Below are 12247 nucleotides of genomic sequence, written 5' to 3' on the forward strand. Positions count from 1 at the left end.
CTTCATATGGCCTGTGACAGCAGGCACAATGCTACGGAGTACCCATTTTCCAAGGAGAGCAGGATGCAAAAGCAATTGGTCGTGACCGTGATAGGCGCTGACAAGCCCGGTATCGTCGAGAGTCTGGCGGACGTCATCACCCACCAGCAGGGCAACTGGCTGGCCAGTTCCATGAGCGAACTGGCAGGACAATTTGCCGGCATCCTGCACGTCAGCGTGCCTGACGAACACTACCGCAGCCTGTGCGAGGCGCTGGTGATGCTGCCCGGCCTCACCGTCAGCTTCGCCGAAGGCCAGCTCAGCCAGGAGCCGGAGCGGCAGGTGATGGTCAGCGTCACCGGCAACGACCGGGCCGGCATCGTCCACGAAGTGGCCAGCATCCTGCGTCAGCTCAACATCAACGTGGCCGATCTCACCACCGGCTGCGAACCGGCCCCCCACTCCGGCGCCCCGCTCTTCTACGCCCATGCCCTGGTGGCGCTGCCGCCCCGACTCGAACTGGGGGATCTCATCAGTGCGCTGGAGTCTCTGTCGGACGATCTGGTGGTCGACATCGATCAGGCCATCATCGACTGAGCGGATGGTCATCAATCTGTCACATTTCCACGCCATAACTGCCGCGCAGACGCGACCTGACCACAGAGGCATCACATGAGCACCGACAAGCAGTATGAAGAGAAGGAGCTGAGTTGGCTCTCATTCAATGAACGGGTGTTGCAAGAGGCAATGGACAAGACGGTCCCGCTCATCGAGCGGGTCCGCTTCCTCGGGATCTTCTCCTCCAACCAGGACGAGTTCTTTAAAGTGCGGGTGTCGGACGTCAAGCGCCGCATCCTGATCAACGAGGTGCACGGTGGCGACGACGAGGCCAAGGTGCTGCTGCGCGCCATCCAGCAGAAGGTAATGGCGCTCGGCGAGGCGTTCGACAACACCTACAAGGAGCTGTTGATAGCGCTGGCCCGCCACAACATCTTCCTGGTCAACGAGTATCAGCTCTCCGAGTCCATCCAGCAGTGGCTGCGGGTCTTCTTCAAGGAGAAGGTGCTGCGCCACATCATCCCGATCCTGCTCAACAAAGAGGTCAACCCGGTCAAGTTTCTGAAAGACGAGTACACCTATCTGGCCATCGAGATGAAGAAGAACGGTCAGGTGATCCAGTACGCGCTGGTGGAAGTACCGACCGACGATCTGCCCCGCTTCTTCCAGCTGCCGCCGGAGGGCACCCGTCGCAAGAAGCAGATCATCATCCTCGACAACGTCATCCGCTTCTGTCTCGACGAGATCTTCAAGGGCTTCTTCGACTACGACGAGATAGCCGCCTACGCGGTCAAGCTGACCCGGGACGCCGAATACGATCTCTCCGACCAGCTGGATCTGAGCCTGGTGGACAAGATGAGTGACGGCTTGAAGCAGCGCCTCACCGCCATGCCGGTGCGCTTCGTCTACGAGCGGGAGATGCCAGCGGCCATGATCAGCTTCCTGAAGCTCAAGCTGCAGATCAGCTCCTACGACGCCATCATGCCGGGCGGTCGCTATCACAACTTCAAGGATTTCATCGGCTTCCCCAACGTGGGCCGGGATTATCTGGAAAACCCCAAGCTGCCGGCGCTGGATTGCCGCGATTTTGACGGCTTCGTCAACGCCTTCGATGCCATCACCAGGCAGGACATACTGCTCTACTACCCGTACCACAAGTTCCACCACTTCACCGAGCTGGTGCGCCAGGCGGCATTCGATCCGGCGGTCAGCGCCATTCGCATCAATATCTACCGGGTGGCCAAGAAGTCGCGGATCATCCACTCCCTCATCGACGCCGCCAACAACGGCAAGAAGGTGACCGTGGTGGTGGAGCTGCGTGCCCGCTTCGACGAGGCGGCCAACATCGACTGGGCCAACATCCTGACCGATGCTGGCGTCAAGGTGGTGTTCGGGGTGCCGAGCCTCAAGATCCACTCCAAGCTCTGCCTCATCACCCGCCACGAGCAGGGTGAGGCGGTGCGCTACGCCCACATCGGCACCGGTAACTTCAACGAGAAAACGGCGAAGATCTATACCGATTTCTCCCTGTTGACCCGCCACCCGGACATCACCGCCGAGGTGGAGGGAGTGTTCGAGTACATCGAATATCCCTATCGGCGCTACAAGTTCAACCACCTGCTGGTCTCCCCCATCAACAGTCGCCGCCAGCTCTACCGGCTCATCGACAACGAACTGGCCAACGCCAAGGCGGGCCAGCCCAGCGGCATCACCCTCAAGATCAACAACCTGGTGGACAGAGACCTCATCAACCGGCTCTATGCCGCCGGTCAGGCCGGGGTGCCCATCCAGATGATCATCCGCGGCATGTGTGCCCTGCGTCCGGGCGTGCCGGGCCTTAGCGACAACATCAGGGTGATCAGCATCATCGACCGCTTCCTCGAGCACCCGCGGGTGATGGTGTTCCACAACAAGGGCAATCCCCAGCTCTATATCTCCAGCGCCGACTGGATGAGCCGCAACATCGACGGCCGCATCGAGGTGGGCACCCCCATCTATGACGAGCGGCTCAAGCAGCGCATCCTCGACATTCTCGAGCTACAACTGAGTGACACCTGCAAGGCGCGGGTCATCGATGCCGACCAGAAGAACGAATACGTGAAGCGGGGCAATCGCCGCAAGATCCGTTCCCAGGTCGCGATTTACGACTACCTCAAACGCATAGAGTCAAACAATGGACAATAGCCTGTACGCCGCAGTGGATCTGGGCTCGAACAGCTTTCACATGGTCATCGCCCGCCTCACCGAAGGACGGCTGCAGATCGTCGATCGGATCAAGGAGCGGGTCCGGCTGGCAGAGGGGATGGACGGCCAGCGCCGCATGTCTGCCGAAGCCATGACCCGGGGCCTCGACTGCCTCGCCCTGTTTGCCGAGCGGCTGACCAACATCAAGCCGGATCAGATCCGCATCGCCGGCACCTATACCCTGCGCCGTGCCAGCAACGCCCGCGAGTTCGTGAGCGAGGCGGCCAAGGTGCTCAACCACCCCATCGAGATCATCAGCGGTCAGGAAGAGGCGCGCCTCATCTATCAGGGGGTGGCCCATACCCAGCACATCGAGGGCCAGGTACTGGTGGTGGACATCGGCGGCGGCAGCACCGAGCTCATCATCGGCGAGGGCTTCGATCACAAGGCGCTCACCAGCCGCAAGATGGGGTGCGTCAGCTTCACCCAGAGCTTCTTTGCCAGCGGCAAGCTGAGCGAGAAGGCCTTCAACAATGCCGTGCTGGAGGCCCAGCACCAGCTCGCCCCCATCATCAACCAGTACCGCAAGCTGGGCTGGCAGAGCTGCCTCGGCAGCTCGGGTTCAATCCGCACCGTGCGCGATGTGTTGCAGGGGGAAGAGTGGACCGATGGCGCCATCACCCTGGCTGGGCTGGAGCGGCTCAAGCAGGAGATGCTCAGGCACAAGCGGGTCGGCGATCTCAAGCTGGCCGGCCTCACCGAGGAGCGTCAGGAGGTATTTGCCGCCGCGGTGGCCATCCTGCTCGGGCTCTTCACCTCGCTGCCCATCGAGCGGATGGACTATTCCGATGGCGCCCTGCGTGAGGGGCTGCTGTACGAGTTCGAGGAGCGCCTACAGCATCACGACATTCGCGAGCGCACCGCCCTGGCACTCTCCACTCACTATCGCATCGACAAGCGTCAGGCTGGCCGGGTCGAACAGAGCGTGCTGACCCTGTTCGATCTGCTCAGCGGCCCCTGGGAGATGCCGGAGGAGCCCTATCGCGCCATCCTCGGCTGGGCGGCGCGACTGCACGAGATCGGCCTTGCCATCAACTACAGCGGCATTCACCGCCACTCCGCCTATATCCTGCAGCACACCGACCTGCCCGGCTTCAACCAGGACGATCAGGCCCTGCTGGCCGCGCTGGTGCGCTTTCACCGCAAGGGGCTCAAGCTCTCCGAGCTCCCTTCTCTGCCCAACCACGACGAACAGACGGTGCTGCGCTGCATCCGCATTCTGCGCCTCGCGGTCGCCGCCCACCACAGGCGCCAGGACAAGCTGCTGCCCGATTGGCATGTACAGGCCGCCGGCGATCAGCTGGTGGTCACCCTGCCACTGGACTGGTGCGACGAGAACAAATTGCTGATGCAGAATCTGGAGAAGGAGCACCGCTACTGCCAGGAGCAGGGCTGGCCACTGCTGTTCCAGCTCGGCTGAGCCCGGCCACCAGATGCAAAAAAGGCAGCCCGCGGGCTGCCTTTTTGTCGTTTCATGTTGTGGCTTACTGCAGCTCGGGCAGCAGCAGCTTGGCGATCTCGAAGTAGATGATGAGACCGGTGCCATCCACCAGGGTGGCGATGAAGGGAGCGGATACCACGGCCGGGTCGATGCGGAAGCGACGCAGCACCATGGGGATCACAGAAGCGACGGTGGCGCTCCACAGCACGATGGCGATGATGGTCAGGGTGACGACCATGCCGATCTGGGGGCCAACCCCCAGGCTCCAGGCCCGTACCCAGGCGGCCAGCGCAATGGCGGCCGAGATGAGCAGACCGGTGGAGATCTCCTTTTTCAGCACAGTGCCGAGGTTGCGCAGGCTCACCTCCCCGACCGCCATGGCTCGCACTATGGTGGTGGTGATCTGGGTACCGCTGTTGCCGCCGGTGCCGATCAGGAGCGGAATGAAGAAGGCCAGTGCGATGGCGGCTTCCAGCTGCTCTTCAAACGCCCGCAGCACGGTACCGGTATAGGCTTCGGCCACGAACAGGATCAGCAGCCAGCCCACCCGCTTGCGCCACAGTTGCCAGGGAGTCGCCTGCAGATAGGGAGTGTCGAGCGGCGAGGAGCCACCCTGCATCTCCGCATCCTCGGTGGATTCGAGCTCCAGGATGTCGGCGGCATCGTCCACGTGGAAGATACCCACCAGCTTGCCCTGATCCTCCACCGGCAGGGTCGAGATGTCGCGGTCAATCAGCAGGCGGGCTGCCAGTTCCTGATCCGCCCGGGCGTTGATGCGCACCGTCTCCCGGTCCATCAACTCGCTCACCGGCAGTTGCGGGTCGGCAATCAGCAGGGATTTGAGCGAGATGCTGCCAAGCAGGCGGTGGTCGTTGTTGACCACATAGAGGTGCTGGAACAGCTGGGCGTTGTCCCAGGCATCGTGGATCAGCTGCTTGGCACTGCCCACCGTCTCCTGATCGCCGATGGCCAGGAATTCGTGGCGCATGTTGGCGCCCACCGATTCGGTCGGCCAGTCGAGCAGGGAGTAGAAGGTGGACTGCACCTGCTCCGGGAAGCGGGCAAGCAGCATGGTACGATCACTGCTGCCCAGCCGGCGCAGAATGGCCAGCATGTCGCGGCGGGGCATGGCCCCCTGCAACACGCTGACGATGCTGGCATGCAGCCGCATCAGCAGGCGCCCGGCACAGTCAGCAGACAGCGAACTGAGCAGCGCCGCCCCGTCGGCAGTGGGCAGGGTATCGAAAATGCAGTTGAGCTCTTCCGGACGCAGGGTCAGCAGCTGATCGGCACGCTGAACCGGATCCAGGTTGTGCTCCAGCCAACCCTGCAGGGCAGCCAGATCGAGCAGTTGGTGACGATTGAGTAGAGTCTGTGTTTTCTTCATCACAAATGACCTCATGTGATTTCAGGCAAGCCTGAGCGCGAACGGTGATCCGTCGCCGTCTGAAAGAAAACAGCAATTTGATTGACGAGTAATAGGCAGGAAATGACGCCGTCCGGCGTGTCATCATCCCCACGTACCAGCTTTAGCACTGCATAACGTATCCGGCATGCCGGAAGCCACTTGGGTTTACACCTTAATCCGATGAAAACTGTCCTGATCTTGGGCGTCTCTGGACGTCGTGAGATCAGTGGCCTGTGTTTATACAGGAGCCTCGCCTAACGAGATGCTGCAAATATGCGCACAACCCTCTGTTGTGCGGGCTGCATGATTATCGAATGCTCAATAGGAGTCAACCCGTCGCAATGCGCTAAATAGCCTGTGGCAACAGCTTGTTACAATTGGCCGACATGGGGAGTTGAATGAGGATAAACGAGCGGGAAAAACAGGGGCCAAGCGGGTAACCATCGCTCGCAGCCATCGAGGCCGCGAGCGATGAGTGACCAGTCAACGAATGTAGTCGAACAGGGTCAGCTTGCTGATCTTGCTGAAAGAGAGCTGGGTGGCGCTCAGCGCCGCATCCTCTTTTGACAGGGTGGCAATCACCTCATAGAGATCCGTTTCGGAGACCTTGGCCCTCGCCTGCTGGTTCAAGGTACTCAGCCCTTCGTTCGAGCCCATCACCTGCTCCAGGCTATTCAACCGACTGCCAACCTCCCCTAACCCCTGATCCATGTTCTGGCGGGCATTCTTCATGTGGGCGGTGGCATCCGCCACCTTCAGCTGGAAGGTATCCGGCGTGATGTTGGGATCCCGCAGCGCGGTGATGAAATCAGACATGCCATCGAGGATGTTGTTGTTCTGGGGTGGATCCAGTACGAAGTTTTGCGCCGCCCCTCCAGCTGGCAGCGACAGGGTCAGCTCCAGCCCGTTGAAGGGGATCTTGTTGCCTGCCACATAGTCGCCGCTTTGCAGCAAGGCACCGCCGCCATCCCTGATCTCATAGGTATCCGGCGTACCGGCGATGGTGTTCACCGTATACTGGTTGCTGGCGAGTGAGGAGTCGTAGTTGTTGCGATAGAAGCTGTCGAAGTTGCCCTGATCGGCCACCCCGACCTGAATATTGGCGCTCCCCGCGCTGCTGGTTCTGCGGGTCGGCACTATCTCGAACAGATTGAAGCCGGAATCGTTGGCAGGGATCTGCACCGTTGGCGACACCTGAATGTTGCGCTGGCCGGTATCCCCCTGAAAGACATAATTGCCGCTGGCATCCTTGATGAAGGGCTGGGTCTTGCTCTGGTTGCCGCCAAAGATATATTCGCCCTGGGAGTTCTTGCTGTTCATCAGGTCGAACATCTGCTTTTGCAGCCCCTCCAGCTCGCTGGCGATAGCCTTGCGTTCTTCTAAATCCATAGCTGAATTATTTGACTTCTGGATCAGGGTCTGGGCACTGGTCATGGCGGTGTTGAGGGCGGTCAGCACCGTCTCCTCGTGGCCCAGGCTGTTTTCCAGCAGGCTGCCGTTGACCCCGTACTGCTTGAAGAGATCGATCTCCTTGGTGAGCGCCAGCTTCTGGCTCATGCCGGAGGGATCTTCCCCCGCCGTCTTGAACTTGTTGCCGGTCATCAGCTGCTCATACGCCGTGCTCAGCCGCTCGTTGGCGCCGTTCAGCGAGGAGATGTTGCGGTCATAGACCATGTTGGTGGTGATACGCATCGATTTACCTCACTGATGACAACAGGGTATCGAAGATGGTCTTGGCGGTGCTGACAATCTGGGCGGAAGCGGCATAGGACTGCTGATAACGGATCAGGTTGGCCGCCTCCTCCTCCAGGCTGACACCGGAGACACTCTCGAAAATCCCCTTGCTCTGGGTCAATTTCGTTTCGTCTGCCTTGAGCTGACTCTTGGCCTGGCTGGCGGTATTGCCCACCCCGGTCACCAGACTGGAGTAAGCCTCGTTGAAGGTCATCTTGTCGTTGCTGGTGCCGGCGTTGCTGCTCTTGCGCACCAGATCCTTGTTCTGCAGATCCGCCAGAGCCAGCCCGTTGGCGTTGTCGGCAAAGCCGTCGGTGTTATAGCTGAGGGTAAAGCTGTCCTTGGCCTCCACCTTGCCGGTAATGCTGAACTCGTAACCCGGAGTCTGGGTCGGAGTGGCATAAACCTTGGGGCCGCCCAGTGGACTCTCGAGGGCAGCCATCAGGTTCTGTCCCTTGCTGGAAGCGGGGGCTACCCCAATCAACGTGGTACCGTCCGCCGCATAGACCTCATAGTTGCCGCTGCCGTCTATCTTCACTATCTGAGGTGAGGCCGGATTCAGACTGTTGATACCAAAGCCTGAGCCGGCACCGGTATTGGTAATGCCATTGAGCTTGATCTCGCCCGAACCGAAGTTGTTCTTGCCTTTATCGGCCTTGAGCGGCGATGCCAGCGCCAGATCTTCGGCCCGGGTAGCCAGCTGACCCAAGCCGGCGGCTGCCCGCTTGGTCGGCTGCAGCAGGATCTTATCCCCCGCCGCCGGGGTACCGGAGAGATCGATCTGGATGCCGTGACCCGCCACCTGTACCGTGGCGGGCGGCGTGGTACCTGTGGTCAGCGAAGTGCGGTTACCATCCTTGTCCACCGAAAACACCTCGTAACCAGTGGCGCTGCTGAACTGCACTTCGTAATCAAAGGTGGTCACTTCCGTGCCCTTGCCGGGCACGAAGCTCACCTTGGCGGCGCCGCTGCCGGTGTTCTGGCTGTAGGCCAGACCATCGCTCGAGCCGAGGGAGAAGAGATCCCCTCCCAGCTCGTTGTCCAGATCCATCCCCAACCGGTTCTGCTGGTTCATGGCATCGGCCATGGCGGCGGCCAACTGGCCCAGCTCGCGCTTGGACGGTTCCAGATCGTTGCGGGCGGAGAAGAGACCGCCGAGACCGCCACCAATGTCCTTGTTGTTCAGGGTGATCTTGTTGGGGTCCATGTTCAGCTGCAACTCGGGCTCACGGGCATCGGGATTGCCCGGCACCACGCTGAGCTGGGCAACGCTGCCATTGAGTACCAGGGAGTGGCCGGTGCTCATGTTGACCAGCATGCTGCCGTTGTCCTGCGGCACGGTGCGGATCTCCATCTTCTCGGAGAGCTGGCGGATGGCCTCGTCGCGCTGGTCGAACAGCATCAGGTTCTCTTCCGGCGTGCCCTGGGTGCGAATGATGGCCTGGTTCAGATCGTTGATGCTGTTGATCAGGCTGTTCACCCGCTTGGCCTCATCGCCGATGGTGGTATTGATGGTGTCGGTCTGCTTGTCCAGCTGGGCCGACAGGGTGTGAAAGCGGTTTACCATGCCACTGAGCTGGCTCAGGGTAGTCTTGCGGCCGGAGATATCGGCAGGGGCTTCGTTGGCGGTATGGAACCCTTCGAAATAGGAGCTGATGGCGGCGCCGACGCTGTTGCTGGTGTCTCCCAGCAGACTGTCGGTGTTGGCGAGTTGCTGATAACGGGTGGAGGAGGCATAGAAGGCGGACGTGTCGCGTCTGACCTCTCCCTGGGCATAGGCGTTGATGACCCGCTCGGTCAGCATGTCGCCGGTACCAAGTCCGTTGGCATTGGTATAGATCAGGGTCCGTTCACGCACATAGCCCTGGCTATTGACGTTGACGATGTTGTTACTGGTGGTCTGCAGCAGTCGCTGCTGGGCCATCACACCCGAGGTACCAATTCCAAGCAGATCGCTTGCCATGACTTACAGCTCCATTTCTGTATTGTTGGTCGCGGAGTAGCCGGCAATGGCATCACTGCGCAATACCTGTTTCAGTTTCCTGGCGTAGTGCGGGTCGGTGGCGTATCCAGCCTGTTGCAAGGCTTCGAAATAACGGTCCGGACTGTCCACCTTGGCCAGGGCTCCCTTGTAGCGGGAACCCGAGGTCAGGAAATCGACATAGTCGTTAAAGCTCTCCTCGAACGACTCGTAGGAGCGAAACGCCGCCTTCTGGCGCGATGCCACTCCTTTCTCGTATTCCAGAGTGCTGACCACCGTCTTGGGCCCTTCCCAGCGCGGATCGGCCTTGATGCCGAACAGGTTGTGGGTCACCTGCCCCTCCCCGTTCTTGATCACCCGCTTGCCCCAGCCGCTTTCCAGCGCCGCCTGGGCTACCAGCACTGCCGGGCTCAATCCCAGCTTGTCGGCCGCCTTCTTGGCCAGCGGCATCAGCCGGTTGACAAACTCTTCAGGGGTGTCAAACACCTGGGTCGTTTCATCGAGCGCCTTGGCGCCGCGAATGCCGTGTCCTACTTGCGCAGGCCCCATCGGCGGTATGGTGCGGCGACTGCGGTGAGCCGTTGCCAAAGGCTGCACATCGCCACTCATCTCCTTGTCAGCAAAATCTTTGCCAACTTTTGAGGCTGAGATGAGATCGTTGGCGGCCGAGGTGGGCGGTTGATAGGGTTTATAGACCCGCTCGGTACGCTGCGGCATCTTGAGCACCCGCCCGTCGTGGTGAGTAAAAGTCTCTGGCGAGAGCTGCTTGGCCACCATGGCAGCCAGCCCGATGCCCCCCTTGCTCGACATGTCGGCGACCCGCTGTTCGTCCAGCATCCCCTCGTAGAACTGGGTGTAGCTGCTGTTGAAGGGGCTGTCCTGGGTCAATACCTGGTTGGCCTGGCGCATGCTTTGAAATAGGGTCTGGGTAAAAATGGACTCAAACTGGCGAGAAGCCGCCATGAGCGCATCCGCCTTGCCCTCCTTGCTCTGGCTCAGCTGGCGCAGGCGATCCAGGTTCTGGATATCCTGCACCATGCCCAGATTCACGCCGCTGTTGGTGTCTAACTCTGCCATTTTGCTTACCTCATTGCCGCCCGTGGCAACCCCTTGCCGCTTTATTACAGTATGACCAGCTGGCCTTCGATGGCGCCGGCCTGTTGCAGCGCCTCCAGGATCGCCATCAGATCGCCGGGCGCCACCCCGACCTGATTCACCGCCCGCACCAGATCATCCAGGGTGGCCCCGGTATCCAGCTTGAACATGCGTCCCTGCTCCTGCTGCACGTTGATGGTGGAGTTGTTGGTGACCGCCGTCTGCCCGCCGGAGAGTGGGTTGGGCTGGGACACCTGCTGATTTTCCGCGATGGTGACCGTCAAGCCGCCATGGCTGATGGCCGCCGGCTTGAGCCGCACCTGGCTGCCGATGACGATGGTGCCGGTCCGGGAGTTGACGATGATCTTGGCTGCCTCGCTGGCCGGATCCACCTCCAAGTTCTCGATGGTGGCGAGGTAGGAGACCCGCTGGCCCGGGTCCCGCGGTGCGTAGACCTTGACCGAGGTGGCATCGAGCGCCTGCGCCGTGTTGGGGCCGACCAGATCGTTGACCACGTCCGCCAGCCGGCGCGCCGTGGTGAAGTCCGGGCGGTTGAGGTTGAAGGTGATGGTATCCCCCTGGCTGAAGGAGTTCGGGACTTCCCGCTCCACGGTGGCCCCGTTGGCGATGCGGCCCACGGTCGGGGTATTGACCACCACCTTGGAGCCGTCGGCCCCCTCGGCCCCCAGCCCGCCAACGACTAGGCTGCCCTGCGCCACCGCATAGACCCGGCCATCCAGCCCCTTGAGGAAGCTTTGCAGCAGGGTGCCGCCGCGCAGGCTCTTGGCCTCGCCGATGGCCGACACCGTCACGTCGATAGTCTGGCCCGGCTTGGCAAACGGCGGCAGATCCGCATGAATGGCCACCGGCGCCACGTCCTTGATCTTGGGCTTGATGTTGTCCGGCACCTTGATGCCGAAATTGTTCAGCATGGTGCGAAAGGTCTGCTCGGTGAAGGCGTTGCTCTTCTCACCCGTGCCCGGCAGACCGACCACCAGACCGTAGCCGATCAGCTGGTTGCTACGTACCCCTTCTACCGAGCTGATGTCCTTGATCCGGGAGGCATGGGCCATCCCCAGGGGCAACAGGCAGCAGAACAGGGCAACAAGACGGAGCGACTTCATAACACCTCCTAGAGCGGCCACCAGGGGCCATTGAAAAAGCTGGTGAGCCACCCCTGTTCCTGGGTATTGGCCAGATCGCCGGTGCCACCGTAATGGATGCGCGCATTGGCCACCTTCTGGGATGAAACGCTGTTGTCGGTGGTCACATCCTCGGGGCGGATCATGCCGGTGATCCGGATATATTCGTTGCCGTTGTTGAGCATGATCCACTTCTCGCCGCGCACCAGCAGGTTGCCATTGGGCAGTACCTTGGCCACGCTGACGGAGATGTTGCCCTGCAGACTGTTGCTCTGATCCGCCTTGGCCTGCCCCTTGAAGGCGCCGTTCTGGCTGAGGGAGGCCGACAGATCATAGGGGCCGGCCGTCACCGGCACACCGCCCAGCATCGCCGTGTTCATCGTCAGCTTGTTGTCCTTGCCGCTCTGGGTATTGGCCTTCTTGGAGGCGGAAGTGGACTCGGCCAGCTCGATGGTGATGATATCGCCCACCTTGTGTGCCTTGATGTCCGAATAGATGCCGTTGACCTGATCGGGCTGGAAGATGGCACCGGTCGGTCTGACCGAAACCGGCTCCGACTCCCCGTAGACGGGGGCAAACTCGGGATCATCGGGCTTGGCGGTATTGGGCGTGCTGCTGCAGCCCCCCAACGCCAGCAGTCCCAGCATCCATATGGCTTTCATCAT

The 12247-nt window shown here is 61.0% G+C and carries 9 protein-coding genes and 1 riboswitch; of the genes, 3 read left to right on the forward strand and 6 right to left on the reverse strand.

All coding sequences use genetic code 11. The features are described 5' to 3' along the window. Positions 1 to 63 precede the first annotated feature (63 nt). The 3 genes from ACPW75_RS12030 (at position 64) to ppx (ending at position 4201) form a co-directional block, all read left to right on the forward strand. Positions 64 to 576 (forward strand): glycine cleavage system protein R, encoded by a 513-nt coding sequence (locus ACPW75_RS12030; RefSeq protein ID WP_016351315.1) that lies wholly within the window; start codon positions 64 to 66, stop codon positions 574 to 576. 75 nt (positions 577 to 651) lie between these two features. Next, complete coding sequence (ppk1, locus tag ACPW75_RS12035; protein WP_073350878.1) at positions 652 to 2721, forward strand: polyphosphate kinase 1; 2070 nt, start codon at positions 652 to 654, stop codon at positions 2719 to 2721. Further along, complete coding sequence (gene ppx, locus ACPW75_RS12040; RefSeq protein ID WP_073350880.1) at positions 2711 to 4201, forward strand: exopolyphosphatase; 1491 nt, start codon at positions 2711 to 2713, stop codon at positions 4199 to 4201. Before ppk1 ends, ppx begins: the two co-directional genes overlap by 11 nt. Before the next feature lie 64 nt (positions 4202 to 4265). Here ppx and mgtE read toward each other — a convergent pair whose 3' ends face one another. The 6 genes from mgtE to flgH all read right to left on the reverse strand — a co-directional run bounded on the left by mgtE (position 4266) and on the right by flgH (position 12244). Then, entirely contained in the window at positions 4266 to 5609 is a 1344-nt protein-coding gene (gene mgtE, locus ACPW75_RS12045; protein ID WP_073350882.1) for a magnesium transporter, read from the reverse strand. Between the two features lie 120 nt (positions 5610 to 5729). Next, positions 5730 to 5899: riboswitch (M-box (ykoK) riboswitch) on the reverse strand. Positions 5900 to 6113: 214 nt separating this feature from the next. After that, positions 6114 to 7322: a flagellar hook-associated protein FlgL gene (flgL, locus tag ACPW75_RS12050; protein WP_024944832.1), complete on the reverse strand. Its 1209-nt coding sequence runs from the start codon at positions 7320 to 7322 to the stop codon at positions 6114 to 6116. A gap of 4 nt (positions 7323 to 7326) precedes the next feature. After that, a complete protein-coding gene (locus ACPW75_RS12055) occupies positions 7327 to 9327 on the reverse strand; it encodes a FlgK family flagellar hook-associated protein (RefSeq protein WP_073350884.1) in 2001 nt (666 codons plus the stop codon). A 3-nt stretch (positions 9328 to 9330) separates the two neighbouring features. Then, positions 9331 to 10422: a flagellar assembly peptidoglycan hydrolase FlgJ gene (flgJ, locus tag ACPW75_RS12060; RefSeq protein ID WP_024944830.1), complete on the reverse strand. Its 1092-nt coding sequence runs from the start codon at positions 10420 to 10422 to the stop codon at positions 9331 to 9333. A 44-nt stretch (positions 10423 to 10466) separates the two neighbouring features. Then, entirely contained in the window at positions 10467 to 11564 is a 1098-nt protein-coding gene (locus tag ACPW75_RS12065) for a flagellar basal body P-ring protein FlgI (RefSeq protein WP_041217320.1), read from the reverse strand. Between the two features lie 8 nt (positions 11565 to 11572). Next, positions 11573 to 12244 (reverse strand): flagellar basal body L-ring protein FlgH, encoded by a 672-nt coding sequence (flgH, locus tag ACPW75_RS12070; protein ID WP_029303983.1) that lies wholly within the window; start codon positions 12242 to 12244, stop codon positions 11573 to 11575. Positions 12245 to 12247: the final 3 nt, after the last annotated feature.

This window comes from Aeromonas sp. FL131 (assembly GCF_049860615.1).
In the GTDB taxonomy this organism is placed as follows: Bacteria; Pseudomonadota; Gammaproteobacteria; order Enterobacterales; family Aeromonadaceae; genus Aeromonas; species Aeromonas hydrophila.